At 65.0% G+C, this 26,120-nt stretch carries 20 protein-coding genes; 11 read left to right on the top strand and 9 right to left on the bottom strand.

Going from position 1 to position 26,120, the window contains the following annotated elements; translation table 11 throughout:
* The first annotated feature begins 309 nt into the window (after nucleotides 1–309).
* Nucleotides 310–654: a DUF2147 domain-containing protein gene (locus D8676_RS12930; RefSeq protein WP_121581304.1), complete on the top strand. Its 345-nt coding sequence runs from the start codon at nucleotides 310–312 to the stop codon at nucleotides 652–654.
* A 41-nt stretch (nucleotides 655–695) separates the two neighbouring features.
* On the opposite strand, the gene D8676_RS12925 is transcribed toward D8676_RS12930, so the two are convergent.
* Nucleotides 696–1,400 (bottom strand): glutathione S-transferase N-terminal domain-containing protein, encoded by a 705-nt coding sequence (locus D8676_RS12925; RefSeq protein ID WP_121581303.1) that lies wholly within the window; start codon nucleotides 1,398–1,400, stop codon nucleotides 696–698.
* A 175-nt stretch (nucleotides 1,401–1,575) separates the two neighbouring features.
* Between D8676_RS12925 and D8676_RS27325 the strand changes: the two genes are divergently transcribed.
* The 4 genes from D8676_RS27325 to D8676_RS12910 all read left to right on the top strand — a co-directional run bounded on the left by D8676_RS27325 (nucleotide 1,576) and on the right by D8676_RS12910 (nucleotide 4,634).
* Complete coding sequence (locus D8676_RS27325; protein ID WP_183097085.1) at nucleotides 1,576–1,740, top strand: hypothetical protein; 165 nt, start codon at nucleotides 1,576–1,578, stop codon at nucleotides 1,738–1,740.
* Nucleotides 1,741–1,778: 38 nt separating this feature from the next.
* The gene (locus tag D8676_RS12920) at nucleotides 1,779–1,973 is read left to right on the top strand and encodes a hypothetical protein (RefSeq protein ID WP_121581302.1); all 195 of its coding nucleotides are present in this window, start codon (nucleotides 1,779–1,781) and stop codon (nucleotides 1,971–1,973) included.
* 83 nt (nucleotides 1,974–2,056) lie between these two features.
* Nucleotides 2,057–3,559, top strand: a complete 1,503-nt coding sequence (locus D8676_RS12915) for an AMP nucleosidase (protein ID WP_121581301.1) — start codon at nucleotides 2,057–2,059, stop codon at nucleotides 3,557–3,559.
* Nucleotides 3,560–3,611: 52 nt separating this feature from the next.
* On the top strand, nucleotides 3,612–4,634 hold the full coding sequence (locus D8676_RS12910; protein WP_121581300.1) for an endonuclease/exonuclease/phosphatase family protein: 1,023 nt from the start codon (nucleotides 3,612–3,614) through the stop codon (nucleotides 4,632–4,634).
* A gap of 48 nt (nucleotides 4,635–4,682) precedes the next feature.
* Here the strand turns inward: D8676_RS12910 and D8676_RS12905 are convergent, their stop codons facing one another.
* Nucleotides 4,683–6,362, bottom strand: a complete 1,680-nt coding sequence (locus D8676_RS12905) for an electron transfer flavoprotein-ubiquinone oxidoreductase (protein WP_121581299.1) — start codon at nucleotides 6,360–6,362, stop codon at nucleotides 4,683–4,685.
* Between the two features lie 197 nt (nucleotides 6,363–6,559).
* On the opposite strand from D8676_RS12905, the gene D8676_RS12900 reads away from it, so the two are divergent.
* A complete protein-coding gene (locus tag D8676_RS12900) occupies nucleotides 6,560–7,153 on the top strand; it encodes a hypothetical protein (protein WP_121581298.1) in 594 nt (197 codons plus the stop codon).
* Between the two features lie 38 nt (nucleotides 7,154–7,191).
* On the top strand, nucleotides 7,192–8,040 hold the full coding sequence (locus D8676_RS12895) for a uracil-DNA glycosylase (protein ID WP_121581608.1): 849 nt from the start codon (nucleotides 7,192–7,194) through the stop codon (nucleotides 8,038–8,040).
* Here D8676_RS12895 and D8676_RS12890 read toward each other — a convergent pair.
* Complete coding sequence (locus D8676_RS12890) at nucleotides 8,037–8,471, bottom strand: hypothetical protein (RefSeq protein ID WP_245426778.1); 435 nt, start codon at nucleotides 8,469–8,471, stop codon at nucleotides 8,037–8,039. The two genes, D8676_RS12895 and D8676_RS12890, sit on opposite strands and share 4 nt — an antisense overlap.
* 92 nt (nucleotides 8,472–8,563) lie before the next feature.
* Between D8676_RS12890 and D8676_RS12885 the strand changes: the two genes are divergently transcribed.
* Nucleotides 8,564–9,358 carry a helix-turn-helix transcriptional regulator gene (locus D8676_RS12885; protein WP_121581296.1) on the top strand — a complete coding sequence of 265 codons (795 nt, stop codon included), beginning with the start codon at nucleotides 8,564–8,566 and terminating at the stop codon, nucleotides 9,356–9,358.
* A 4-nt stretch (nucleotides 9,359–9,362) separates the two neighbouring features.
* On the opposite strand, the gene D8676_RS12880 is transcribed toward D8676_RS12885, so the two are convergent.
* Together D8676_RS12880 and D8676_RS12875 are read right to left on the bottom strand one after the other, a co-directional pair.
* Nucleotides 9,363–10,301, bottom strand: a complete 939-nt coding sequence (locus D8676_RS12880; RefSeq protein ID WP_245426776.1) for a DMT family transporter — start codon at nucleotides 10,299–10,301, stop codon at nucleotides 9,363–9,365.
* A complete protein-coding gene (locus D8676_RS12875; protein ID WP_121581294.1) occupies nucleotides 10,298–12,604 on the bottom strand; it encodes a xanthine dehydrogenase family protein molybdopterin-binding subunit in 2,307 nt (768 codons plus the stop codon). Before D8676_RS12875 ends, D8676_RS12880 begins: the two co-directional genes overlap by 4 nt.
* Before the next feature lie 152 nt (nucleotides 12,605–12,756).
* Between D8676_RS12875 and pepN the strand changes: the two genes are divergently transcribed.
* A complete protein-coding gene (pepN, locus tag D8676_RS12870; protein WP_121581293.1) occupies nucleotides 12,757–15,402 on the top strand; it encodes an aminopeptidase N in 2,646 nt (881 codons plus the stop codon).
* A gap of 141 nt (nucleotides 15,403–15,543) precedes the next feature.
* Nucleotides 15,544–17,886, top strand: coding sequence for a PAS domain-containing sensor histidine kinase (locus D8676_RS12865; RefSeq protein WP_121581292.1), 2,343 nt, complete (start codon nucleotides 15,544–15,546; stop codon nucleotides 17,884–17,886).
* Between the two features lie 27 nt (nucleotides 17,887–17,913).
* Here the strand turns inward: D8676_RS12865 and D8676_RS12860 are convergent, their stop codons facing one another.
* The 4 genes from D8676_RS12860 to D8676_RS12845 form a co-directional block, all read right to left on the bottom strand.
* Complete coding sequence (locus D8676_RS12860) at nucleotides 17,914–20,880, bottom strand: bifunctional [glutamine synthetase] adenylyltransferase/[glutamine synthetase]-adenylyl-L-tyrosine phosphorylase (RefSeq protein WP_183097084.1); 2,967 nt, start codon at nucleotides 20,878–20,880, stop codon at nucleotides 17,914–17,916.
* Entirely contained in the window at nucleotides 20,877–22,328 is a 1,452-nt protein-coding gene (locus D8676_RS12855) for a HAMP domain-containing sensor histidine kinase (RefSeq protein WP_121581291.1), read from the bottom strand. Before D8676_RS12855 ends, D8676_RS12860 begins: the two co-directional genes overlap by 4 nt.
* 3 nt (nucleotides 22,329–22,331) lie before the next feature.
* Nucleotides 22,332–23,006, bottom strand: coding sequence for a response regulator transcription factor (locus D8676_RS12850; RefSeq protein ID WP_121581290.1), 675 nt, complete (start codon nucleotides 23,004–23,006; stop codon nucleotides 22,332–22,334).
* A 275-nt stretch (nucleotides 23,007–23,281) separates the two neighbouring features.
* Nucleotides 23,282–24,823 (bottom strand): Do family serine endopeptidase, encoded by a 1,542-nt coding sequence (locus D8676_RS12845; RefSeq protein WP_121581289.1) that lies wholly within the window; start codon nucleotides 24,821–24,823, stop codon nucleotides 23,282–23,284.
* Between the two features lie 115 nt (nucleotides 24,824–24,938).
* On the opposite strand from D8676_RS12845, the gene D8676_RS12840 reads away from it, so the two are divergent.
* Nucleotides 24,939–26,120 (top strand): adenylate/guanylate cyclase domain-containing protein, encoded by a 1,182-nt coding sequence (locus D8676_RS12840; RefSeq protein ID WP_245426774.1) that lies wholly within the window; start codon nucleotides 24,939–24,941, stop codon nucleotides 26,118–26,120.

Raw genomic sequence — 26,120 nt, 5'->3', positions numbered from 1 at the left:
CGGGCTGCTCTTCCGATGCTTCGAAGGATGGCCGGCCAGCCTTGAATCCGTCGTTAAATGGCTTGCTTAATTTGCGACAAACAAAGTTCAAACAGGAGGTAAATGCCGGAAATCATTAAGGATACGAAGCGCGGCCCTGCGCGGCTTTCGCGAAAAGGTGCTTAAAATCCGCATGACCGGCGGCAAGCCTTTGATAACCACGCGAGACGGAGCATGCGCCGTCATTGCGAAGACGATTGCTTCCGCATCCCGCTGGTTTGGCGTAATTTGGCGGAGCTGGCGCGACAACGCGGAGCCCGGGAGGACGAAATGTTTCGTAGATTGAGCCTAGCGATCGCGGCTTCGGCAGTAATAGCTGGATCGGCCTACGCAGATCCGATCGAAGGCAACTGGCGGACCGACAAGGGCTCCATCGCCGCGATCTCGGGCTGCGGCTCCAGCTTCTGTATCAAGCTCGCGTCCGGCAAATTCGCGGGCAAAAGCATCGGCAAGTTCAAGGCCGACGGCGATAACCAGTATTCCGGCAACATAACCGACCCAGAGACCGACAAGACCTATTCAGGCAAGGGAACGCTCTCAGGCAACTCGCTCAAGATGAGCGGCTGCGTTTTCGGTGGACTGATCTGCCGTTCGCAGAACTGGAAGCGGCAGTAGGGCGGCGCGGGGCCGCCCGACTTTCCGCCCATGATTGGTCGCTAGGCTCTTGCGCGCTGTCCGAACAGCACCTTTTGCGCTTCCTTATCGTCGGCGAGGTTGTTGCGCCGTTCCTGCCCGACCGCGATGGCCCGTTCGACTGCCGGGCGCGCATGGAGCGCATCGAACCACCGCTTCAGATGCGGGAAGTCCTCGATCTCCTGGCCCTGGTTCTTGTAGGATCTCGTCCAGCCGACAGAGGCCATGTCAGCGATCGAATAGTCGCCGGCCAGGAACTCCCGGTCCGCCAGACGCTTGTTCATGACGCCGTAAAGCCTGTTCACCTCGTCGGTGTAGCGCTTGATCGCATAGGGAACCTTCTCAGGCGCATAGTTCCGGAAGTGATGCGCCTGCCCGGCCATGGGACCGAGCCCGCCGACCTGCCAGAAAAGCCACTGTTCTACGTCGACCCTGGCGCGCTCCTCGGCTGGATAGAACTTTCCGAACTTGCGGCCGAGATATTGCAGGATCGCGCCGGATTCGAAGATGGAGAGCGGCTCTCCGCCCGGCCCCTCGGGATCGATGATCGCCGGCATGCGGTTGTTCGGGGCGATCTTCAGGAATGACGGCTCGAACTGCTCACCCTTGCCGATGTTGATGTACTTGACCTCGTAGGGAACGCCGAGTTCCTCCAGCATGATGGTGACTTTCCAGCCGTTCGGGGTCGGCCAGTAATAGAGTTCGATCGGCTTCGTCTGCGTGGTCATCAGGCGGTCTCCGCTGCTGCTTGGAAAGGCTACCCGGACATAGGACCGCCCTCGCGAAACGCAAGTCCGCCAAGGCGTTAACGCCGGTCAATAAAATTGAACGCACGATGAACGGCCTTCTCAGAGCCGGTTCAGCCGCCCGCGCGCATTCTCCCTCGCATCGAAGGAGACCGAAATGCTCGCCCGCCGCTTCACGATCGTCTGCCTGCTAGTGACCCTCTTCGGCATGGTCTTTGCCATCCTGGTCGCGGAAGCCAGCCGATCGGGCCACCACTACCAGAGCGGCGCTTCCTGCCTCCTGACACCGAAAATCTTCTGCCGATCCGTGAACCAAGACTGACCTCAGAGACACAGACCAACGAAAGCGCAGTGAAAACCATGACCCGCCACCTTGAAACGACCCTCAAATGCCTCAGGCTGCTGCCTCGGGCCATGGTGGTGATATTGGCGATCTCCGCGCCGATCCTGATGGTGCCGAGCCTGCGGGCTGCCGACCAGACCACGATCGAGGCTCCCGCGCTGAAGAAGACCGGCGCCGGCTTCGTGCTGATGGTCAGCCTGCAGCGCGCCTGAGCACGGGAGGGGCCCGGAGGCCTGGCCTGCCGATTTCTGAGGCAGGCTCTCCCAACCGTCACAAAGGCCCATTATACTGGGTCATGGAAAAGCGAATCTATCCCGAACCCATAGAATCAGTCGTCTCGCCCGAACCGTTCGGGCGCAAGAGCTTCACCGACGCGGCCGAGGCAGTCGCGACCCTGAGGGAACTCTACAGCCGTAATACCAGGTTCCTGCGCGACTCCTTCGCCGGACTTGCCGAAGGCGGCGATCCAAACAAAAGATACCGGGCATTCTACCCCGAGGTCGGCCTGACCACATCGTCCTACAGCCAGGTCGACTCGCGCCAGGCCTATGGCCACATGCCCATACCGGGGCATTTCTCGACCACCGTCACACGCCCCGACCTTTTCGAGAGCTACCTGAACGAACAGCTGCGCCTGATCATGCGCAATCACGGCGTGCCGGTCGTCGTATCCGAGTCGGAAACCCCCATCCCGCTGCACTTCGCCTTCCTCGAAGGGACCTATGTCGACGGCGCGATTGCCGACCGCATCCAGCGGCCGATCCGCGACCTCTTCGACGTGCCGGACCTCGACGGAACCGACGACCATATCGCCAACGGCACGTTCGAGATCGTTCCCGGCGAGGCGCGGCCGCTGGCGCCTTTCACCGCGCAGCGCATCGACTACTCGCTGCACCGGCTCGCCCATTACACGGCGACCAGCCCCGAGCATTTCCAGAACTTCGTGCTGTTCACCAACTACCAGTTCTACATCGACGAGTTCTGCATTCTCGCGCGCGAGCTGATGGCCAAGGGCGGTGGCGGCTACGAGTTCTTCGTCGAGCCAGGCAACATCACAACGCCGGCTGGCGAGGACCAGCCGCTCGAAGGCTCGACGCTGACGCGCATGCCCCAGATGCCGGCCTATCACCTGAAGAAGGCGGGCCATGACGGCATCACCATGGTCAATATCGGCGTCGGCCCCTCCAACGCCAAGACAATCACCGACCACATAGCGGTGCTCAGGCCCCATGCATGGCTGATGCTCGGTCACTGCGCCGGCCTGCGTAACACTCAGGCGCTCGGCGACTACGTGCTGGCGCACGCCTATGTGCGCGAGGACCACGTGCTGGACGACGACCTGCCGGTCTGGATCCCGATCCCGGCGCTCGCAGAAGTGCAGGTCGCGCTGGAGGAGGCGGTCGCCGAGGTTACCGGGCTTGCCGGCTACGACCTCAAGCGCATCATGCGCACCGGCACGGTCGCCACCATCGACAACCGCAACTGGGAACTGCGGGACCAGCGCGGCCCCGTGCAACGTCTGTCGCAATCGCGTGCCATCGCTCTCGACATGGAATCGGCGACGATAGCCGCCAACGGCTTCCGTTTCCGCGTGCCCTACGGGACGCTGCTCTGCGTGTCGGACAAGCCGCTGCACGGCGAGTTGAAGCTGCCCGGCATGGCGTCCGAATTCTACAAGCGTCAGGTCGCCCAGCATCTCACCATAGGCATACGCGCCCTGGAGAAGCTCGCCGAAATGCCCAAGGAGCGGCTGCATTCGCGCAAGCTCAGGAGCTTTGCCGAGACCGCCTTCCAGTAGGTAGACGGCCACCCATCTTGATTGGGCCGCAATCCTGCAGAACAAGGCGCCAATGGATGGGAAGACCGTGAACCGCACGATTACCCTCGTCGCCTTCTGGGTGACGGTCCTGCTGTCGCTGCCGCTCGTGGGTGGTTTTTTCGGGCGGCTGCATCCGGCCTTCGATTCCCTGGCGCATTTCCGCGTCCATCTCGCCGTGCTGCTCCTGGTCGCGGCGCTTCCGCTGCTCCTCGCCCGCTCGTTCCGCTGGCATGGATTCCTCGCCGCCCTGTTCGGCAGTGCAGCCATCCTGACCGTCACCGGCGCGTCGCTGCCGGGCGCCGGCCCGGTCCAGGCCTCCCACCAGCCTGCTGATCCGCTCAGCCCGGTCTACCGGCTGCTGCATCTCAACCTGCGCTACGACAACCCGGAGCCCGGGAAAGTTCTGTCGCTGATCGGGCGCACGCGTCCCGACGTGGTGACACTGAACGAGGTGTCCGCCATGTGGGCGGAAAAGCTTTCGCTTCTGTCGAGCGCCTATCCCTACCGCATCGTCTGCGCGGGAGACAGCGGTGCCGGCGGCGTCGCCATCCTGTCGCTAAGGCCCCTTGCCGAGGGCATCGAGGCCCAATGCCTGGACGGCGGAACCATGGCCACCGCCACCGTCGACTTCGGCGGTACGCACGTCGACGTCGGCGCGCTCCATCTGCATTGGCCATGGCCGTTCAGCCAGTCCAGCCAGATCGATCGGAGAGCGCCCATGCTGGCGGCCATGGCGGAGACGGCGATCCTCGCCGGCGACCTCAACGCAACGCCGTGGAGCGCAGCATCGGCGCGCATCGCCGCCGCCTCCGGCATGGCGCCGGTCGGCCCCGCCGGTCCGACCTGGATCCACCACCGTCTGCCGGAATTCCTGCGCTTCGCGGGATTGCCTATCGACCGGATATTCGCCAAGGGCGCGGTGATCGTGCACTCGGTCGCCACGCTGGAACCCGTCGGCTCCGATCATCTGCCGGTGCTGCTCGAATTCTCGCTTGAGCCTGCCGATCCCGAAGCCGACGACCCGCTGACCGCTACCGCGTCGCTGGCCGAGTAGCGTCAGGGTCCTGTCAGCGCGTCGATCAGGCCCCTCAGCCCGGTCGCCTCACATGTTCGGGTAGACCGGTCCTTCGCCGCCTTGCGGCGGCACCCAGTTGATGTTCTGGTTGGGGTCCTTGATGTCGCACGTCTTGCAGTGGACGCAGTTCTGCGCGTTGATCACGAAGCGCACGTCCTTGGCCGAAGGATCGGCCGCAGCATTGCCGTCCGCATCGACCCATTCATAGACCGCAGCAGGGCAGTAGCGCGTCGATGGGCCTGCGAACACGTCGTGCTCGGAGCGCACCTGCAGCGCCATGTCCTTCACCTGCAGATGGATCGGCTGGTTCTCCTCGTGATTGGTGTTCGACAGGAACACCGAGGACAGCCGGTCGAAGGTCAGGACCCCGTCCGCCTTCGGATAGACGATCCTCTTGTGCTTGGAGGCTGGGTCTAGCGTGGCGTAGTCGGCCTTGCCATGCTTCAAGGTGCCGAACAGCGAGACGCCGAACAGCGTGTTCAGCCACATGTCCAGCCCGCCGAGGCCGACGCCGAGCACGGTGCCGAAGCGCGACCAGAGCGGCTTCACGTTGCGGACCTTCTTCAGATCCTTGCCGATGTCGCTGTCGCGCCAGGCATCCTCGTAGGCGGTCAGCTCGTCATTGGCGCGGCCGTCGCCGAGCGCCTTGGCGACATGCTCGGCAGCGAGCATGCCGGATAGCACCGCATTGTGCGATCCCTTGATGCGCGGCACGTTGACGAAGCCGGCCGAGCAGCCGATCAGCGCGCCGCCAGGGAAGGAAAGCTTCGGCACCGACTGCCAGCCGCCCTCGGTGATGGCGCGCGCGCCGTAGGAGATGCGCTTGCCACCCTCGAACGTGTCGCGGATCGCGGGATGCGTCTTGAAGCGCTGGAATTCCTCAAACGGCGAAATCCAGGGATTCTTGTAGTTGAGGTGGAGCACGAAGCCGACCGCCACCTGGTTGTCCTCGAGGTGATAGAGGAAGGAACCGCCGCCGGTCTTCATGTCGAGCGGCCAGCCGAAGGAGTGCTGCACGAGACCCGGCCTGTGCTTCTCGGGAGCGACCTCCCAGAGTTCCTTCAGGCCGATGCCGTATTTGCCCGGCTCGCGACCGTCCGAAAGATTGAACTTGGCGATGAGCTGCTTGGCGAGCGAGCCCCGCGCGCCCTCGCCGATGAGCACATATTTGCCCATCAGCGCCATGCCCGGGGCGTAGCCCGGACCGTGCGAACCATCACGCTCGATGCCCATGTCACCGGTGTAGACCCCGGTCACGGCGCCTGCGTCATTGTAGAGAAGGCCCGCGGCGGCGAAGCCCGGATAAATCTCGACGCCAAGCGCCTCGGCCTTGCCGGCCAGCCAGCGGCAGACATTGCCGAGCGACACGGCGTAGTTGCCGTGGTTGTTCATCAGCGGCGGCATCAGGAAGTTCGGCAGGCGGAAGGAACCCGCCGGTCCGAGCACGAGGAAATGATCGTCGGTGACCGGCGTCTTGAACGGATGGTCGGCTTCGTCGCGCCAGCCGGGCAGCAGCCGGTCGATACCGATCGGGTCGACCACCGCGCCGGACAGGATGTGGGCGCCGACCTCGGCGCCCTTCTCCAGCACCACGACCGAAAGCTCGGGGTTCACCTGTTTCAGCCGGATCGCAGCGGCGAGGCCAGCCGGTCCCGCCCCGACGATCACAACGTCGAACTCCATGCTTTCACGTTCGATTTCGCTCATTCCGCTCCCCACATCGGCTCGCTCAGGCTGCTTGGGTAGGCCATTTTGCTGGCTCATGGGCTCCTTAGCTTATCCAGGTGCGAGGTGAAACCGCTTTTCCAGTGTTCGGGGGCAAGGTTCTCGTCCATACTGAGCCGATGCGGCAGACCGGGCTCTCCTGTTCCGTATCGCAGCAAAATCAACGGCTTCCCGGCAGGATGGCCGGCGCCGCCGCGTTCCTTGCGGCGATCCTGCTGACCCTGGGGCGCGTTGCCGCAGAGGAAGCACCCTCAAAACAGTGGCAGGCGGGCGCCTACAGCTTCTCGGATGAACTCGGCGGTTTCCGGATCGTCGGGGTCTCTGGAGCCGGCACGAAGGACGATCCGATCACCATCCGGGAGGAAATGAACTCGGCCTCTCCGGTCACCATGGTCATCCGCACAGTGCGCCCGATCCGGCCATTCGACTATTCCGGCCGCTATGCCAACGGCTTCCTGCATGTCCGCATCGAGATGCTGAACAACAGCGAGCTGCCCTGGATCGAGTTCGAATTCGAGTTGCAGGAGCAGCTCGGCAAGGCGAGCGTCTTCGGCGACGGCCTTTCCTTCGACCAGCGCCGCACCGACAGCGGCAACATCTGGTCGGAAAGTTTCGGCCAGTACAGCCGCGCCTTCGAACCGTATGACCGCCTGCTTTTCCGCAAGGGGAAGATCGATCATCTCGACAGCGCGTCGTTCAATTTCATGATCACCGATTTCACCCCGCGCTGGGAGTTCTTTCTGGTGCAGGATCCCCGCATCCCCTCCTCCTGACCTTGCAAATGCGGCCATGAGAGCCGATGGTCGCGCCCATGGATCTTCCCCTCGAAAAGGATCGGCCCGGCCTGCGCGAGTTGCTTGCCTTCTACGCAGAGGCCGGCGTCGACGAAGCGCTCACCGACGAACCTGTCGATCGCTTCGCGGTGAGCGAGGCGCAGCCCGCTCCGCTGGCAAGGCAGGCCGAGCCCGCCAGGGCGATGCCCGCTCCATCGCGCTCGCCGGAGCCGAGGATGCCGCCGCCTGCAGTGAAGACGCCCGTCGCCGTGCCTGACGAGGGGCAGGTTGCGCTGGCCCGGCAGCGTGCAGCGACGGCCGCGACGCTGGACGAACTGCGCGGGCACCTGGCCGAGTTCGACGGCTGCAACCTCAAATTCACCGCGAAGAACCTGGTCTTCGCCGACGGCAATCCGCAGGCCGACATCATGCTGGTCGGCGAGGCGCCCGGCCGTGACGAGGATCTGGAAGGCCTGCCCTTCGTCGGCCGTTCCGGCCAGTTGCTCGACCGGATGCTGGCGGCGATCGGGCTCGACCGGCAGACGGCCTACATCGCCAATGTCATCCCCTGGCGGCCGCCGGGGAACCGCACGCCGACGCCGCAGGAGACCGAGATCTGCCGCCCGTTCATCGAGAGGCAGATCGAACTCGCCAATCCGAAGGTGCTGGTCACGCTTGGTGGTCCCTCCGCAAAAACCCTTTTGCGGGTCACCGAGGGGGTGTTGAGGCTGCGCGGCACTTGGAAGGTGCATGTGACGTCTTCTGGGATGGAGATCCCCGCCATGCCGACGCTGCATCCGGCCTATCTGCTCAGAAACCCCGCCCACAAGAAGCTTGCGTGGCGGGATTTCCTGGAGATCAAGGCGAAGCTCCGGTCGCTCTCCTAGGCGTTCGCCGTCGTCCGGCGCAGCCCGACGAGCTGCAGCCCGGCAAGTAGTGCGACGGCCAGCGCCTGCGCGACGACGAAGGCGTATCCGAGCAAGGTCGGCGCCACCGCGCCACTGGCCAGCAGGCCGAAGCTCGCCGCTACCCACAGCGCGTTGATCGCGATGATGTCGATCAGCACGAGCCGCGAAGCTTCGCCGCGCCGCGCGACGGCGACAAGGAACGCGACGAACGGGAACAGCGCGAGGCCCGCCCAGAAGATCAGATTTTCAGGCAATCCGAGCAGCGGCGACAGAAACGGCGCGCCGGCGACCATGAGCAGACCCGCGGCGCCGCTGACAGCGGCGTCGATGAACAGTATCTGGCGGTGAAACGGGCTGAGCGTAAAGGACATGACGATTTCCTCTTGTTGGGCCGGCTTGCTTGCCGGCATGACAGGAAGATCGTTCGCGCTGATTGGAAAGACGATTACGCGAGAGGTAATAGATGTGATTTCCTTGCTCGCCTATCATCTGGAACATGCTGATGACTGAGAATTCACCCGGGGCACTGCTGCGCGAATGGCGGGTGCGGCGGCGCATGAGCCAACTCGACCTCGCCAGCGAGGCCGAAATCTCGCAGCGCCATCTGAGCTTCCTTGAAAGCGGCCGCGCAAAGCCCTCTCGCGACATGGTGCTCCATCTCGCCGACCAGTTGGACATCCCGCTCAGGGAGCGCAACCATCTGCTGCTCGCGGCCGGCTTCGCCCCACGTTACGGCGAGCACAATCTCGATGATCCCTCGCTGGCCGCCGCCCGCCAGGCAGTGCGTCTAGTGCTCAAGGGCCACGAACCCAACCCGGCCATCGCGCTCGACCGGCACTGGCACATGGTCGACGCCAATGCCGCGGTCGCGCCGCTGCTCGCCGACATTCTCGACCCGGCGCTGCTGCAGCCACCCGTCAATGTCCTGAGGCTTAGCCTGCACCCGCAAGGATTGGCGCCGCGCGTCGTAAACCTGTTCGAATGGCGCAACCATCTGATCGAACGGCTGAAGCGTCAGCTGGACGCCACGGGTGACCCGGTGCTCGCCGAGTTGGAGCGGGAACTGCTGTCATATCCGTCCGGACCGCGGACGCAACGCGCGCAGGACGCAAACCTTGCGGCGATCGTCCACCCGCTGAAGCTTCGCATGGGCAATGAAATCCTGACATTCATCAGCACCACGACGGTTTTCGGCACGCCGCTCGACGTGACGCTGTCGGAACTGGCGATCGAATCGTTCTTCCCCGCCGACGAGGCCACTGCCAGGGCATTGCAGGCGGCGGCAGCCGCGTCCTGACCCCCTATTGCGGGATCGACGCCTTTCGCGCCCTGCGCCGCTCGATGCCGAGCCGGCTTTCCCGCCAGACGATGAAGATGCCCGCGCCGATCACGATCGCCCCGCCGACGATGATGTGGATCGTCGGGGACTCGCCGAAAGCCAGATAGCCGATGGTTATCGCGACGATGATGGAGGTGTATTCGAAAGGCGCCACGGTGGAAGCCTCGGCATGGCGATAGGCTTCCGTCATGAGTATCTGGGCGATGCCGCCACAGACGCCCGCCATGATCAGGAACAGCGCCTGGCTGGCATCGATCGGCTGCCATCCGAACGGAAACGTCATCAGCCCGGCGACACTGGCCGTCAGCGAGAACCAGATGACGATGACCGCGCTCTTCTCTGAATGCACCAGGCTTCGGACCTGCAGCATCGCCGCCGCCGAGAAGGACGCCGCCAGTAGCGCGGCGATCACGCCGAGGATTTCGTCATTGTCCATCTGAGCGCCACCGCTCAGCAGCGACAATTTCGGCCATGAGACGATCACCACGCCGACCAGTCCTACCGCGACCGCGCTCCATCGATAGACGCGGACCATCTCGCCGAGAAACAGGGCGCTGAACATGACCACGAAAAGCGGTTGCGCATAGTTGAGCGTGATGGCTTCGGGCAGCGGGAGGCGTGTCAGGGCGAAGAAGGAGAGCCCCATCGCGCAGACACCGATAACGCCACGCACGACATGGCCGAGCGGCCTCTTCGTATAGATCGCGGTGCGCAGTTCCCGGCGATAGGCCAGGTAGGCCATCACCGGCAGAAAGGCGAAAAACGACCGGAAGAAGACGATCTGTCCGGCCGGGAGCTGGCCCGAGGCCTTGATGAAGGCCGACATGACCACGAAGACCGTCACCGAAATGACCTTCAGGCCTATTCCGACCAGAGGGTTGGCGACGTGGCTTGGGTTCAATTGCCGGTCGCCGACTGGATCGCCGTCCAGATTCGCGCCGGCGTGGCCGGCATCTCCACATGGCCGATGCCGTATGCCCGCCACAAGGCATCGGTGACGGCGTTGAGCGCGGCCGGCGCCGCGCCGATCGTGCCGGCCTCGCCGGCGCCCTTGATGCCCATGGCGTTCGTGGTCGACGGTACGTTGCGCGTGCCGAAACGGAAGAACGGGAAACTGTCTGCCCGCGGCACCGCATAGTCCATGAAACTCGCCGTCATGAGCTGCCCGTCATCGCCATAGACGGTGTCCTCGCACAGAGCCTGACCTATGCCCTGCGCGACGCCGCCATGCACCTGGCCGGCGAGCAGGACCGGATTCACCGTGACGCCGAAATCGTCGACGATCGTGTAGCCCACGACCTCCGTCTCCCCGGTTTCCGGATCGATCTCGACCTCGCAGATATGGGTGCCGTTCGGATAGGTGGCCTCGTCCTGGACGAACTCGCCCATCCCCTGCAGATCGTCGGGCTTCTTCGCCGCCTTGGCGATGTCCGCATAGCTCATCGAGCGGTCGGTGCCGACGATCCGCGCCGCGCCCTCGTGCAACTCGATGTCGAGCGACGAGGTCTCCAGTTCGTCGGCGGCGATGCGCCTGATCTTCTCGGCAAGCGCGTCACCCGCACGCGACGCCGAGACGCCGCCGAGCGGGATGGAGCGCGACCCGCCGGTGCCCTCGCCCTCGTCGAGATCGTCGGTGTCGCCCTGGCGCGTGACGATCCTGTCCACCGGGATGTCGAGCTTCTCGGCGACGATCTGGGCATAGGCCGTGGCGTGGCCCTGGCCTGTCGTCTGCGTGCCGATCTTCAGCGTTATGGTCCCGTCGCCGTTGAGTTCGACGAAGGCCGGCTCCGATCCCGGGAAGGCGCAGGCTTCGATGTAGGTCGCCATGCCGATGCCGCGAATCCTGCCAGCCTTTTTCGAGGCGGCGAGACGATCCTCGAAGCTCTTCCAACCGGCATGTTCCATGGCGAGCGTCATGTGCCCGTCGAACTCGCCAACGTCGTAGAGGCGCTTGGTCGGCGTACGGTAGGGGAACTGCTCCGGCCTGATGAAGTTCAGCCGGCGTATCTCGTCCCGTCCGAGCCCCATGTCCCGCGCGCAGGCATCGACCAGTTTCTCGACCAGGAAAGCCGCCTCGGGCCGGCCTGCGCCGCGATAGGCATCGAGGGGACAGGTGTTGGTGTAGACGCCGACGACTTCGACATCCAGCGCCGGTATGTCGTAGACACCGGTCGACATGGTCGTACCAGTGTGCGGGATCTCCGCTCCATACTGGGAAATATAGGCACCCATATTGGCGATGAGGTCGACCTTGAGGGCGAGGAAGCGGCCTTTCTCGTCCATCGCCATCTGCCCGACCGCGACGTTGTCGCGCCCCTGCGCATCGGTGAGAAAATGCTCGTTGCGGTCGCCCGTCCACTTCACCGGCCGGCCGAGGCGCTTCGCAGCCTCCATGACCAGGGCGTATTCGCGGTAGACGAATATCTTGGTGCCGAACCCGCCGCCGACGTCCGGCGTCACGACGCGCAACTGCTTCCGTCCGATCCCGAACACGCCTGCCAGGATCTTCTGCACCGAATGGACACCCTGCGATCCCGTGGTGAGCACGAAACGGCCCTCGTCGGGCTTCCACTCGCCAAGCGCCGATCGCGTTTCGACAAAATTTGCCACGAGGCGATTGTTACGGAATTCGATGCGCGTGATTTTCGCAGCCTTCGCGAAGGCGGCGTCGGCCTTCGCCCGGTCGCCGTGACGGTAGGTGAAGGCACGGTTGCTGCCGAGCTCCGGCCAGACGAGCGGTGCATCCGGATCGAGCGCGGTCGCCGTGCCGGCCGCCGCGTCGAGGCCGTCATACTCGATCTCGATGAGATCGGCGGCGTCCTGGGCCAGCGCGCGCGTATCGGCGACGATGAAGGCGACCGCGTCGCCGACATAATGCGCCTGGTCGCGGCAAAGGATCGGAATGTCGCGCGTCGGCGCCTTGGTGCCGTCCGGCTGCCGCTTCATCGAGGTCGACGTCAGGTCGCGGAGATGTCCGAGATCGGCGCCGGTCAAAACCAGATGAACACCCGGCGCAGCCTTGGCCGCTTCCACGGAAGCAATCGTGAAGCGGGCATTGGCGAAGGGCGAGCGCACGACATAGCCATGGAGCACGCCGCTTGGGGCGATGTCATCGGTATAGCGACCCTTGCCGGTGATGAAAGCCTGATCTTCAAGGCGAAGCACCGAAGCGCCCATTCCGAATTTCGGCGTGGCGACCGTCATTTATGCCTCATGTACTGATTTGAGATGCGTGCCTGAAATAGAGCACCTTTCAGTTTTGTCGATAGAAAGCCATCGTGTAAAGAGCGGCGACCTCCACGGGAGGTGTGGCGCGGCGACGGGACTGCGCGGAATTCGACGGGTAAAGCGAGAAGATGCGTACAGATACAGGCCAGGTTTTCCGGCTCGAGGACTACCGTCCCAGCGACTATCTCATTCCGCGCACTAGCCTCGCCTTCCGGCTGCACCCGGACAAGACAATCGTCACGGCCGAACTGACGATCGCAAGACGGGAAGGCGTGTCGAAGAAGGCGCCCCTCATCCTTGACGGGGACGGCCTCGTCCTGAAGAGGATCGAGATCGACGGCGCGCCGCTGGACGCTTCCGCCTACCAGGCGACGCCCGACCAGTTGACCGTGCCGGCTCCCCCCGCCGCACAGAATTTCCGGCTGACGCTGGAAACGGAAATATCGCCGTCGACCAATTCCGCATTGATGGGCCTATTCCTCACAAGCGGCGTCTACTCTACCCAGTGCGAGGCCGAAGGGTTCCGCCGTATCACCTATTTCCTCGACCGGCCGGATATCCTCTCGGTCTACACGGTGCGCATCGAGGCGCAGAAGCGCCAGGCTCCGCTGCTTCTCTCCAACGGCAACCGGCTGGAGATCGACGACCTGGCCGACGGCTGGCACTATGCCGTCTGGCACGACCCCTTCCCCAAACCGTCCTATCTCTTCGCGCTGGTCGCCGGCGATCTCGGTGTCGTGACGGACGAGTTCGTCACCGCCTCCGGCCGCAAGGTCGATCTCGGCGTCTACGTGGAGCACGGCAAGGAACGGCTCGCGGCCTATGCGATGGACGCGCTGAAGCGCTCGATGCGCTGGGACGAGGAGGTGTTCGGCCGCGAATACGACCTCGACATCTTCAACATCGTGGCTGTGTCCGATTTCAACATGGGGGCGATGGAGAACAAGGGCCTCAACATCTTCAACGACAAATACGTGCTGGCCGACGACGAGACCGCAACCGACGCGGACTTCGCCAATATCGAGGCGATCATCGCGCATGAATATTTCCACAATTGGACAGGCAATAGAATCACTTGCCGCGACTGGTTCCAGCTCTGTCTGAAGGAAGGGTTGACCGTCTTCCGCGACCACGAATTCTCGGCTGACCAGCGCTCGCGCCCGGTCAAGCGCATCGCGGAGGTGCGAACGCTCCGCGCCCACCAGTTCCCCGAGGACCAGGGCCCGCTGGCGCATCCGGTCCGGCCACGCCGCTATCGCGAGATCAACAATTTCTACACGGCAACCGTCTACGAGAAGGGTTCCGAAGTCGTCCGCATGATCAAGACGATCCTCGGCGCCGAAACCTTCCGCAAGGGGATGGATCTCTATTTCGAGCGCCATGACGGCGAAGCGGCGACGATCGAGGATTTCCTAAAAGTCTTCGAGGATGTGTCGGGCCAGGATCTCCAGCAGTTCGCGCTCTGGTATCATCAGGCGGGCACGCCGAACCTCACCGTCTCCGCTTCCCACGATGCGCGGAAAGGCGAATTCGTCGTCGAGATCGAGCAGTCCGTGCCGCCGACGCCGTCGGAGGCACGCAAACGGCTTATGCACATACCGCTTGCCTTCGGGCTGGTCGGAAGCGACGGCAAAGACATCGCCCATGGCGCGGCAGATGGCGCGGCCGTCGAGAACGGCGTCATCCACGTGAAGAAGCGCCGACACGTGGTGCGCTTCCCGGGGATCACCGAGCGCCCTGCCCTTTCGCTCAACCGCGGCTTCTCCGCGCCGGTGACGCTGTCGGTCGAGCAGCGCAAGGAAGACCAGTTCTTCCTCGCCCGCCACGACAACGACCCGTTCTCGCGCTGGCAAGCCTACAACACGCTGCTCACTGAGGCGCTGATCGCCGCCTTCCGCAGCGGGCTCGGAGGAAAACCGCCGAAGTTCGCTCGCCAACTCGTCGACCTGGCCGGGGCTATCGCGGCGGACGAGGGGCTGGAGCATGCCTTCAGGGCGCTGGCGCTGACGCTGCCCGGCGAGGCCGACATCGCCCGCGAGATCGGCAGCGGCATCGATCCCGACATCATCCTGGCTGCGCGCAACGCGCTGGCTGGCGAGATTGCACGCTCGAACGAGACCGCTTTCCGCCGCCTCTACGCCGCGCTCGAGTTCAACGGACGCTTCAGCCCGGACGCCGCGAGCGCGGGCCGCCGCTCACTGCGCAACACGCTGCTCGACTACCTCGCCCTGCTTCCGGGCGGTGACGAGCTTGCCGGCCGCCACTTCGCCGTTGCGACCAACATGACCGACCGCGCCGCGGCGCTGACCGTGCTCGCCCACCGGCATGGAGACGGGAAGCTGGCCAGGGATGCGCTCGCCGCCTTCGAGAAGCGCTACCACGCCGACCCGCTGGTCATGGACAAATGGCTGATGATCCAGGCTACGGCGCCGGGCGCGGCGACGCTCGACAAGGTGCGCGCGCTGACGGGACATCCCGGCTTCACCATGACCAATCCCAACCGCGTGCGCGCGCTGATCGGCACCTTCGCCAGCGCCAACCAGACCGCGTTCAACCGGACTGACGGCGCCGGCTACGACTTCTTCGCCCGCGCCATCCTGGAGATCGATCCGCGCAACCCGCAGCTTGCGGCGCGGCTGGCGACGGCGCTGCGCTCCTGGCGCTCATTGGAGCCGGTGCGTCAGGGCAAGGCGCGCGAGGCGCTGCTCATGATCTCCGGCACTGAGGGCTTGTCGGCGGACCTGCGCGACATCGTCGAGCGGACGCTGGCATAGGGGCTGGCAGGAAGGAATTTCGGCAATTTTCGGTCTTTTTGCCGGCTGCCACTGGACAAGCCGAATCACCTTTGATTCCTTATGGATGATTCGGATGTGCGGTGTCGCCGGATCGTCAACAGGAATGTTTGGGGGAACGGCATGGCCGGAGCGGACGCGTTGGGCGCGCCCGAGGGCTCGACTTTTGCTCGCCACAACGAGGGGCGGGACAATGTCGCAGGGAATGCGCGCATCATCGCTGCGCCAGCCTATCGCCGTCTGCTTGCTGCGGAGCCTCTGCTGAAGCGCTCGATCCCCGTCCTCATCCTCATCTTCCTGATCGTCATCGCCTCGGTGCGCTTCCTGTCGCTGATGGCGCTGCGCGACGACGTCGAACGCGATGCCAAGGCGGTGCTGGGCCTCGCCGCCGGCGAACTCGCCAACGCGCTGACGCTTGTCGACGGTGAACGCGACGATGCGGAGGCCGAAGCCCGGCGCCTGATCCAGAAGATGGCACAGGGCGGCATGCTGGCGGACGGCCATGTGCTCGCCATCACGGACGCTTCCTTCAAGGTGGTCGCCTCGACCGCAAGCGCGGCAGCGTGGAAGGGTCAGTACCTGGACGCCATCGTCTTCGGTGGCCAGCCCCTCTTCATGTTCGGCGACCGCGCCGGCGTCATGGAAGTCAGGGTCGGCGACGGCACCTGGTATGCCGCCCTCGATCTCACAGAGAACCGCTCAGGCGCGGCGGTCGTGATGATCCCGCGCGACGTCGTCTTCGCCGGATGGCGCAGCATCGTGTCGATGAACGTCACGCTGTTCGTGGTGACGGCGGGCGTCCTGCTCGTCATCCTCTACGCCTATTTCAGCCAGGCGGCGCGCGCCCAGGCCGCCGACCGCATCTATCTCGAAGCGCACCAGCGCATCGACCTCGCCCTCGTGCGCGGCCGCTGCGGGCTGTGGGACTGGGACATGGTGCGCGGCAAGATGTACTGGTCGCGCTCCATGTACGACATGCTGGGCTACCGGGCGCACGACACGATGCTCTCCTTCGGCGAAGTCGCCGAGATCATCCACCAGGACGACGGCGACCTCTTCGAGCTGGCCAAGCGCATCGTGGCGCGCGAGATCGACCAGATCGACCAGGTCTTCCGCATGCGCCACGCCAACGGGCAATGGGTCTGGGTACGCGCCCGCGCGCAGGTCATCGACCCCGAGGCGCCCGAGATCCAGTTGATCGGCATCGCCGTCGACGTCACCGAGCAGCGGCATCTGGCGCTGCGCTCGGAGGCCGCGGACATGCGGTTGAGGACGGCGATCGAGAGCATCAACGAATCCTTCGTGCTCTGGGATGCGGCGCAGCGGCTCGTCATGTGCAACTCGAAGTACCAGCAGGACAACGGGCTGTCGGACCGCGACATCATGCCGGGCGCGACGCGCTCCGAGCTCGAGGTCAAGATGCTCGCCTTCGCTTCCGAGCGGCGGCTTGCCAACGCCAACGGCCCGAAGGGCGGAGCCAGCTTCGAGCGGCAGCTCGCCGACGGCCGCTGGCTGCAGGTCAACGAACTCAGGACCCGCGACGGCGGCACCGTGTCGGTCGGCTCCGACATCACGCAGATCAAGCAGCATCAGGAGAAGCTGGTCGACAGCGAGCGTCGTCTGATGGCGACCATCCACGACCTCAGCCTGGCGCGGCGTTCCGAACAGGAGCGGTCGACGGAACTGGTCGAGCTCAACCGCAAATACATGCGCGAAAAGGATCGCGCCGAGGCCGCCAACCGGGCCAAGTCGGAATTCCTCGCCAATATGAGCCACGAGCTGCGCACGCCGCTCAATGCCATCATCGGATTCTCCGAGGTGATGGAATCGAAACTGTTCGGCCCGCTGGGATCGGACCGCTACGAGGAATACGCACGCGACATCCAGTCGAGCGGAGCCTATCTGCTGGGCGTCATCAACGACATTCTCGACATGTCCAAGATCGAGGCCGGCCAGTTCTCCGTCGACCGCGAGGAGATCGACCTCTGCCCGCTCATCCACGAGACGGTGAAGGTCATCTCGCTGCAGGCGGCGCAGAAGAACATCTCGGTGGAGACACGGATCGCCGACTCCATGCGCGTCTACGCCGACCGCCGCGCCATCAAGCAGATCGCCATCAACCTGTTGTCCAACGCCGTGAAGTTCACCGGCGAAGGCGGACGCATTTCGGTGCGCGCCCGCAACGTGGCGGGGGCGCTGATGCTGACCATCGAGGACAATGGCTGCGGCATTCCCAAGACCGCTCTGGGCAAGCTGGGGCGGCCTTTCGAGCAGGTGCAGAACCAGTTCTCGAAGAACCACACCGGTTCGGGGCTCGGGCTCGCGATCTCGCGCTCCCTGGCGCAGTTGCATGGAGGCGCGCTGAAGATCCGCTCCAAGGAAGGGACGGGCACCATCGTGTCAGTACGCATCCCGACCAGACAGCCGGAAACCAAGGGCAAGGCCGCTGCCAAGCAGGCCGCATAAGACGATCCCAGGAAAAGCCGGTCCGGTTCAGCGCTTCTCGCCGAGCAGGCGCTTGAAATGACCGCGGACCGTTGTCGCCGTCTCCTTCAGATGCGCCTCCAGCACCTTGATGTCAGGCAGGTCGGTCGCGGCGAGCAGCAGGTCGATGAGGCCGGGCGGGCTGTCGTCCTTCTCGAACGGCCCAGTGAGGCAAAGCCTGATCATCTGCGTCAGCGCCAGATAAAGCGCCCAGGCGTTCGTCAGGTCCTGCCTCGTCTGGCCGTCAGCAAAGCCGGGCGACAGCCGCGCCAGCGTCGCTGAGGTCCCCGTCACCCTGCCCTCGCCTTGCACCTGCCCGGTAAGCACGGCAACCTGCGCAATGAATTCGAGATCGATCAGCCCGCCCGGCACGAGCTTGAGGTCCCACATGTCGCTCGGCGGCTTTTCCTGCTCGATCAGCGCCCGCATCTCGGCCGCCTCGGCGGCGACTTTCTTCGGATCGCGGGGCAGCGCCAGAATCCCGGCGACCTCAGCTTCGATCTCGGCGGCAAGCTCGGTATCGCCGGCAATGACGCGGGCGCGGGTCAGTGCCATATGCTCCCACGTCCAGGCGTCATTGCGCTGGTACTTCTTGAACGCATCGACATGAGTCGCCACCGGCCCCTTGTTGCCGGACGGCCGCAGCCTGAGGTCTAGCTCATAGAGCACGCCTTCGGCGGTCGGCGCCGAAACCGCGGCGATGAGGCGCTGCGTCATGCGGGCGTAGTAGTGCGACGGCGCCAGCGGCTTGCCGCCGTCGGATTCGTCGGCTTCCGAGTCGTGGTCGTAGAGCAGGATGAGGTCGACATCCGAGCCGGCGGTCAGTTCGCGGCTGCCGAGCTTGCCCATGCCGAGGATCGCCACCCTGCCTCCGGGAACGCGCCCGTGCCGGCCCGCGACTTCGGTTTCCACTGCTTCGAGCGCCGCCCCGATGGTCAGGTCCGCGAGATCGGAAAAAGCCCGGCCGGCCCGGTTGGCATCGATCGCGCCCGCCAGCAGCCGTACGCCTATCAGGAATTTCTGCTCGGACCCGAAGATGCGCAGCCGGTCGAGCACCTCTTCGTAGCCGACCGAATTCTGGATGAAAGCCGCGAGGCGGCCGGCCAGATAGTCGCGATTCGGCAGTTCGGCAAGCAGCGCCGGATCGAGCAGCCCGTCGAAGACATGGGGCCGGCGCGTGATGACGGCTGCCAGCCTCGGCGCCGCGCCCATGATCGTAGCCAGCAGCTTCAGCAAGCTCGGATTGGACTGCAGCAGCGAGAAGAGCTGGATGCCCGCCGGCAACCCCGCCAGGAACTGGTCGAACCGCATAAGCGCCTTGTCGGCTTTCTTCGTCTTGCCGAAGGCTTCGAGCAGGGCCGGCGTCAGCTCGGTCAGCCGCTCCCGCGCTTCGGCCGACTGGGTCGCGCGATAACGCCCGAAGTGCCAGCTGCGAATGACCCGGGTAATATCGCTCGGCCGCTTGAAGCCAAGTTGTGCAAGCGTCTTCAGCGTGTCGGGATCGTCGACATCGCCAGTGAAGACTAGGTTGCCGACGCCGGACGAAAGCTCGGGCGCGGCCTCGAACAGCGCCGCATAGTGGCGCTCGACCTCATGCAGCGAGGCACGGAATGCGGCGGAAAAATCCTCTTCGCCGGCGAAACCGAGCATCTTCCCGATCCGCTCCAGCCCTTCGTCCGTGTCGGGCAGCATATGCGTCTGCTCGTCGGCCACCATCTGGACGGCATGCTCGACGCGGCGCAGGAACCAGTATTGCGCGGTCAGCGCATCGCGCGCTTCGGCGGTGATCCAGCCGCGCTTGGCGAGTTCGCCGAGCATCGGCACCGTTACGCGGCCACGCAACTCCGGAAAGCGTCCGCCGGCGATCAGTTGCTGGGTCTGCACGAAGAACTCGATCTCGCGGATGCCGCCGCGCCCGAGCTTGACGTTGTGCCCCTTCACGGCCACTTCGCCATGGCCCTTGTGGGCATGGATCTGGCGCTTGATCGAATGGACGTCGGCAATCGCCGCATAATCCATGTACTTGCGCCATACATAAGGCTGCAGTTCCTTGAGGAAGGCCTCGCCAGCCTTGAGATCGCCTGCCACCGGGCGCGCCTTGATCATCGCGGCGCGCTCCCAGTTCTGACCGCGGCTCTCGTAATAGGTCAGCGCGGCCTCGACCGGGATTGCCAGCGGAGTCGAGCCGGGGTCGGGGCGCAGCCTGAGATCGGTGCGGAAGACGTAGCCGTCCCCGGTGCGGTCCTGGAGGATGCGGACCAGCCGTCGTGCAAGCCGCACGAAAAGGTCCGTCGCCTCAAGTGGATCGACGATTGCCGGCGCCTCCGGGTCGAAAAACAGCACGAGATCGATGTCGGAGGAGAAATTCAGCTCGTGCGCGCCGAGCTTGCCCATGCCGAGGACCACCCAGCCGGAGCCCTTGCCGGGGTTTTGCGGCTCCGGCAGTTTGAGCTTGCCCTGCCGATGGGCATCGAGCAGCAGGAAGTCGATCGCCGCGTTGACGCAGGCGTCGGCGAGATCGCTCAACCGCTCGACGGTCTTCGCCGTATCGGCTTCGCCGGCAAGGTCGGCCAGCGCGATCAGGAAATGCGCCTCGAGCTTCAGATCGCGCAGCGCCGTCATCAGGCCCGCCTCGCTGACGTCCTGCGCCAGCGAGCTTGCAGCGATCTCCTTCAGCAGAGCATCAAGCCTTTCGGCGACAGTACTGTCGAACAGCCGGTCGAGCATGTCGGGCCGCCGCCGGGCGCAATCGCGCAGGAAATCCGAGAGATCGAAGACGGCCCCGAGAAAATCCTGCACTTCGCCTTTGGCAGATAGAAAGGTCGCCAGCCGCGTCAGGCCGTTCTCCTCTGCGGCGGTGGCCGCCTCTGCAAGTTCTGCCTGGGCCGCGGCGGGATCGAGAGGCAATAAAGTGATGTCCGGCTTGAGACGCAGCCCGGAACCCCTAGCCTTCGCCGCCGCGCCTGTCTTCGTCACCCGCTCTTGGCCTCCGGAAAGGTCATCGCCACCGTCAGTCCGGGCTCGCCCGGCAACAGTTCCAGCCGTCCTCCATGGAACTTCATAACGGCCTTGGCAAGACTGAGGCCGAGGCCCGAACCCGGCTGCGAGCGGCTCTGCTCCAGCCTGACGAAGCGTTCGGTGGCACGGTCGCGATCGGTCTGGTCGGGAATGCCGGGGCCGTTGTCTGCCACCTTCAGGCTGATCCCGCCGTCCGTTCGCTCGACGCTGACGCGCACGGTCGGCTCGTCCGCTCCGGCGGAATATTTGATCGCGTTGTCGACCACGTTCGACAGGGCCTGGCCGATCAGTTCCCTGTTTCCGTCGACCATGAAACTTCCGTCAACCGACGCCTCCAGCTTGACGCCGAGCTCTTCGGCGGCAGGCTCGTAGAGTTCGACGACGTCACGGGTGGCCGCGGCGAGGTCGACCTTGACCAGTTGCTCCGCCGAATAGCCGGCTTCCAGCCGCGAGATCATCAGGATCGCGTTGAACGTCTTTATGAGACGGTCGGATTCGGCGATCGTCGCCTCCAGCGCCTCGCGATACCCTTCCGCCTCGGGATTGCCCGCCAGCGCCGCTTCGGCTCGGTTGCGCAGCCTGGTCAGCGGCGTCTTCAGGTCATGTGCGATATTGTCGGAGACCTGCCGCAGCCCCTCATTGAGACCGGCGATCCTCGTCAGCATGGTGTTGAGGTTCTCCGACAGGCGGTCGAACTCGTCGCCCGCGCCGGTCACCGGAAGCCGCCCGCTGAGGTCGCCTCCCATGATGCGCTTGCCGGCGTCCGAAATGCTGTCGATGCGCTTCAGGGCGCGGCGGCCGATGAAATACCAGATCAGCAGCCCGCCGACCGCCATGATGCTGAGCGCGAAGATCAGCGCACGCTGCACGACGACGCGAAAGCGTTCCGGCTCGCCTAGGTCGCGGCCGACCAGCACGATCATCTGGTTGGGCAGGCGGGAGACGAGCGCGATCGCCGCGTGCCGGGTCTCGGTCGTTGCGGACGGCGCTTCGAGATCGCTGACATTCGGCGCCCGCCGCTCGACGATGCCTTCGCCATAGCGCTGGTAGGTGAAGGGCTGCTCCGTCCAGCCTTCCGTCTCCAGCACGCCAGGCTCCAGGCTTTCGACGTTGCCGGTCAGGATGCGGCCGTTGACGTCGGCAATCAGGTAGAGATTCGCGCCCGGCTGCCGCGAGCGCTGGCCGACGACCCGCACCAGGAACGGCAGGCCGCCGCGGCGATAGGCGCGGTCTAGCCCCTGCACCTCCTCGTTGATGGTCTCCATCGTCTGCGCGGTGAGGATGCTCGCCGACAGCGAGGTCATGTAGTGGACGAGCAGAATGGCGCAGAGCGCGAAGAGTATGAAATAGAGCGCGGAGAGCCTGGCGGCCGTCGTCCTCATGATCGCCGGCAGCCGGAGCGCCATCGATCAGGCAGCCTTCAGCATGTAGCCCGCGCCGCGCACCGTATGCAGGATCGGGCTGTCGAAGCCCTTCTCGATCTTGCCCCGCAGGCGCGAGACATGGACGTCGATGACGTTGGTCTGCGGGTCGAAATGATAGTCCCAGACATTCTCAAGCAGCATGGTGCGGGTGACCACCTGGCCGGCGTGCCGCATCAGATATTCAAGCAGGCGGAACTCGCGCGGCTGCAGCGTGATCTCGCGGCCGGCCCGCTTCACCGTATGGGAGAGCCGGTCGAGCTCGAGGTCCCCGGCCCTGTAGACCGTCTCCGCCTCCTTCGAGCTGGCACGCCGGTTCAACACCTCGACGCGGGCAAGCAGTTCGGAGAAGGCATATGGCTTGGTCAGATAGTCGTCGCCGCCAGCGCGCAGGCCGGTGACGCGGTCGTCGACCTCGCCGAGGGCGGAGAGGATGAGCACCGGCGTCGTGTTGCCGCGCGAGCGCAGCCCGGCGATCAGCGAGAGGCCGTCGCGGCGAGGCAGCATGCGGTCGACCACCATGACATCGTAGTCGCCAGCGTCGGCCAGCGCGAAACCGGTCTCGCCGTCCCGCGCCACATGGGCGGTGTGTCCTGCCTCGGCGAAGGCCTTGTCGAGATAGTCGGCGGCTTCGCGGTCATCTTCGACGATGAGAATCTTCATGGGACTTCTATACGCGAAAATGCGGCCAATGCGGATGTCGGGGGCAGAGATTTCCGGCAGCAGGCGATGGTGAGCCTGCTGCCGCCGGACGTCCCACGGAAGACTGACTAATCGTGGGACGTCCGGGATCCGGCACGCGGCTCAGGGGGTGGAGAGACGCTATCGCCGGAAACGTCAGAGCATGATCCCGAAAAACGCCCCCGCCTCTTGGAATCGAGTTCTGACGAAGAGGAGCGGGATGACGGCTGGAGGAACGTCATCCCGCCCGGACCTGCTCAGCCCTTGGCGACCGGCAGAGTGACGAAGCGGCTCGCGTCGTCACGGGTCACCTGAACCAGAACGGCTCCGCGGCCGGCCTTGGCGGCGTCTTCCATAGCCTGCTCGATGTCGCTGACACCCGAGACCGGCTTCGAGTTGACGTTGGTGATCACGTCGCCGGCCTGAAGGCCGCGGTCGGCTGCATCGCTGCCCGGATCGACATCGGTGACGACGACGCCCTTGCCGTCGTCGGACGGCGTGATCGTCAGGCCAAGGTCGCCAAGCTGGTCGGTCTGGGCCGGGGCCTCGTCGTTGCCCTGGAGCGCCGCCTGCTTCTCGGCACCCGGCAGTTCGCCGAGGTCGACCTTGACGGTTTCAGCCTTGCCGCCGCGCCAGACAGTGACGTCGACCGACCTGCCGGGCGCTATAGCGGCGATGAGACGGGCGAGTTCCTTGGGCGACGCCACGTCCTTGCCGTCCACGGCGGTGATGATGTCGCCTGCCGCGACGCCGGCCTTCTTGGCGGGGCCGTCATCCTGGGCGTTGGACACAAGCGCGCCCTTCTCGTTGTTCAGGCCAAGCGAATCGGCGATCTCCGGCGTCACCGGCTGAATCTCGACGCCGAGCCAGCCGCGCTGCACCGCGCCGTCCTTGATCAGATCCTGGACCACCTGGCGGGCGGTCGAGGCGGGGATGGCGAAGGCGATGCCGACATTGCCACCCGACGGCGAGAAGATCGCGGTGTTGACGCCGACGACCTCACCGTTGAGGTTGAAGGCTGGGCCACCCGAATTGCCGCGGTTCACCGCCGCATCGATCTGCAGGAAGTCGTCATACGGACCGGCGCCGATGTCACGGCCACGCGCCGAGACGATGCCGGCGGTCACGGTGCCGCCGAGGCCGAAGGGATTGCCAACGGCGACGACCCAGTCGCCCACCCGCACCTTGGCGTCATCGGCAAAGTCGACATAGGTGAACTTGCTGCCGTCCGGCTCGGCCTTCAGTACGGCCAAGTCGGTGCGCGGATCGGTGCCGACGAGCTTCGCGTCGTATTCCTTGCCGCTGTCGGTGACGATGGTGAACAGCGCGCCGCCTTCGACGACGTGGTTGTTGGTGACGAGATAACCGTCCTCGGAGATGAAGAAGCCCGAACCCTGGGCGACCGGACGGGGAGCGTCATCGCCACGGCGCTGACGGCGCTCGGAACGGGGGCCTTGCTGCTGATCGCCCCAGCCGCGGAACTCCTTGAAGAAACGCTTCATCGGATGGTCGTCGGGCAGATCCTCAAAGCCGCGGCCGAACATCTGGACGTCGGGACCGCTCGAAGCGGGCTCGATCTTGGCCTTGACGCGGACGCTGACGACGGCGGGCGAAACGCGCTCGACGACATCGGCGAAGCCGGGGGCCTGTGGCGCCTCGACCTTGACGGCCTCGGCGAAGACGGGAACGGTGCCGGAAGTGACGGCGCTGAAGCCGGCCGCACCGGCGATGGCGACCGAGGCGACGGCGGCGAGGAGCCGCTTGCGGCCGCTGGAAATGGGCTTGCTGGAGTTGGTCATCTGATTTCAGTCCTCTTCTCCGGATGCTTCGGCGCATCCTTGGCAAGAGAGATAGAAATCAGGACATTACGGCGCCATTTCCGGCATATGAAATTTTGGTAATGTTGAAGGCGTTGTGACTGATCGCCCAGACCCCTCTTTCGCAGAATCGCGCGCCATCATCGACTGGCTCATCGGGCCGGCCAGACAGAGCGCGACGCCGGAAAAGATCGTCGAAGGTCTCGCCGAATGGCTGGTCGGCGCGGGCGTTCCGCTGTTGCGGGTGCGTATCGGACAGCAGGTCGCCAATCCGCTTATCAGCGCATGGGGTGTCATCTGGAACCGCATCGACGGGTCGGAGACCTATACCGTACCGCGCGGCATGCTTGCCACGCCGTCCTACAAGGGCAGCCCTTTCGAGCGGGTGATCGAAACCCGCCAGCCCTTCCACAAGTCCCTGGAGGCCCTCGTGCCCGGTAAGGACCATCCCGTCCTGTTCGAGCTCGCGGAGGGCGGCAGCACCGACTATTTTGCGTTGCCCATCCACTATGGCGACGGGTCGTTCCAGGTCAGCGCCTTCAGCGCAAGCCGGCCCGGCGGCTTTTCCGATGCCGACATCCGCCTGATAGAGCATCTCGCGCCGGCCTTCGGCGCGGCGCTCGAACCCGCTGCCATGCGCCATTCGATGGCGAGCCTGCTCGAAGTCTATCTCGGTCGCGGGCCGGCCGAGCGCATCGGCAAGGGCGCCTTCCTGCGCGGCGAGACGACCGAGATCGACGCCGCCGTTCTGATCACCGACCTTCGCGATTCCACCGGCCTGTCGGAACGATTGCAGCCGGATGCCCTTCTCGAGAGGCTGGGCGCCTATTTCGAAATCGTGGTCGACGCCGTCCGCGCACAGGGCGGCGATGTGTTGAAGTTCGTCGGTGACGGCGTGCTTGCGGTCTTCCCGGCCGGCGTGGAGGAAGGCCGGCAGGCTGCGTGCCTGCAGGCTGCGCGCGCCATCGCGAATGCGTTCGCCGACCCGGCTGCCGCTGGCATGCGATTCGTTGCCGCGCTGCATGTCGGCCCGGTCGTCTACGGCAATATCGGCAGCCCCGACCGTCTCGACTTCACCGTGGTGGGGCCGACGGTAAATTATCTCAGCCGCCTGGAAGGCGTCGCGAAATCGCTTGACCGGCGCGCAGTCTGCTCGAAGGAGGTTGCCGCCGCTCTGACGGGCGAGGCGACGGTCAGCCTGGGCCATCGGACGCTGAAAGGTTTTTCTGATCAGCAGGAAGTGTTCGAACTCACACTCCCGGACCGCCCTCCGGACTGA

The sequence above is a fragment of the Mesorhizobium sp. YM1C-6-2 genome (assembly GCF_003666685.1).
Classification (GTDB): domain Bacteria; phylum Pseudomonadota; class Alphaproteobacteria; order Rhizobiales; family Rhizobiaceae; genus Mesorhizobium_K.
The sequence above is the reverse complement of the archived record's forward strand: the minus strand, read 5'-3'. Positions and strand labels throughout refer to the sequence as shown.

What these genes read in the sequence shown, in the direction of transcription:
- D8676_RS12930 (WP_121581304.1), top strand. Translation starts at nt 310, where the DNA reads ATGTTTCGTAGATTGAGCCTAGCGATCGCGGCTTCGGCAGTAATAGCT.
- D8676_RS12925 (WP_121581303.1), bottom strand. Translation starts at nt 1,400, where the DNA reads ATGACCACGCAGACGAAGCCGATCGAACTCTATTACTGGCCGACCCCG.
- D8676_RS27325 (WP_183097085.1), top strand. Translation starts at nt 1,576, where the DNA reads ATGCTCGCCCGCCGCTTCACGATCGTCTGCCTGCTAGTGACCCTCTTC.
- D8676_RS12920 (WP_121581302.1), top strand. Translation starts at nt 1,779, where the DNA reads ATGACCCGCCACCTTGAAACGACCCTCAAATGCCTCAGGCTGCTGCCT.
- D8676_RS12915 (WP_121581301.1), top strand. Translation starts at nt 2,057, where the DNA reads ATGGAAAAGCGAATCTATCCCGAACCCATAGAATCAGTCGTCTCGCCC.
- D8676_RS12910 (WP_121581300.1), top strand. Translation starts at nt 3,612, where the DNA reads ATGGATGGGAAGACCGTGAACCGCACGATTACCCTCGTCGCCTTCTGG.
- D8676_RS12905 (WP_121581299.1), bottom strand. Translation starts at nt 6,362, where the DNA reads ATGAGCGAAATCGAACGTGAAAGCATGGAGTTCGACGTTGTGATCGTC.
- D8676_RS12900 (WP_121581298.1), top strand. Translation starts at nt 6,560, where the DNA reads ATGGCCGGCGCCGCCGCGTTCCTTGCGGCGATCCTGCTGACCCTGGGG.
- D8676_RS12895 (WP_121581608.1), top strand. Translation starts at nt 7,192, where the DNA reads ATGGATCTTCCCCTCGAAAAGGATCGGCCCGGCCTGCGCGAGTTGCTT.
- D8676_RS12890 (WP_245426778.1), bottom strand. Translation starts at nt 8,471, where the DNA reads ATGCCGGCAAGCAAGCCGGCCCAACAAGAGGAAATCGTCATGTCCTTT.
- D8676_RS12885 (WP_121581296.1), top strand. Translation starts at nt 8,564, where the DNA reads ATGACTGAGAATTCACCCGGGGCACTGCTGCGCGAATGGCGGGTGCGG.
- D8676_RS12875 (WP_121581294.1), bottom strand. Translation starts at nt 12,604, where the DNA reads ATGACGGTCGCCACGCCGAAATTCGGAATGGGCGCTTCGGTGCTTCGC.
- pepN (WP_121581293.1), top strand. Translation starts at nt 12,757, where the DNA reads ATGCGTACAGATACAGGCCAGGTTTTCCGGCTCGAGGACTACCGTCCC.
- D8676_RS12865 (WP_121581292.1), top strand. Translation starts at nt 15,544, where the DNA reads ATGGCCGGAGCGGACGCGTTGGGCGCGCCCGAGGGCTCGACTTTTGCT.
- D8676_RS12855 (WP_121581291.1), bottom strand. Translation starts at nt 22,328, where the DNA reads ATGGCGCTCCGGCTGCCGGCGATCATGAGGACGACGGCCGCCAGGCTC.
- D8676_RS12850 (WP_121581290.1), bottom strand. Translation starts at nt 23,006, where the DNA reads ATGAAGATTCTCATCGTCGAAGATGACCGCGAAGCCGCCGACTATCTC.
- D8676_RS12845 (WP_121581289.1), bottom strand. Translation starts at nt 24,823, where the DNA reads ATGACCAACTCCAGCAAGCCCATTTCCAGCGGCCGCAAGCGGCTCCTC.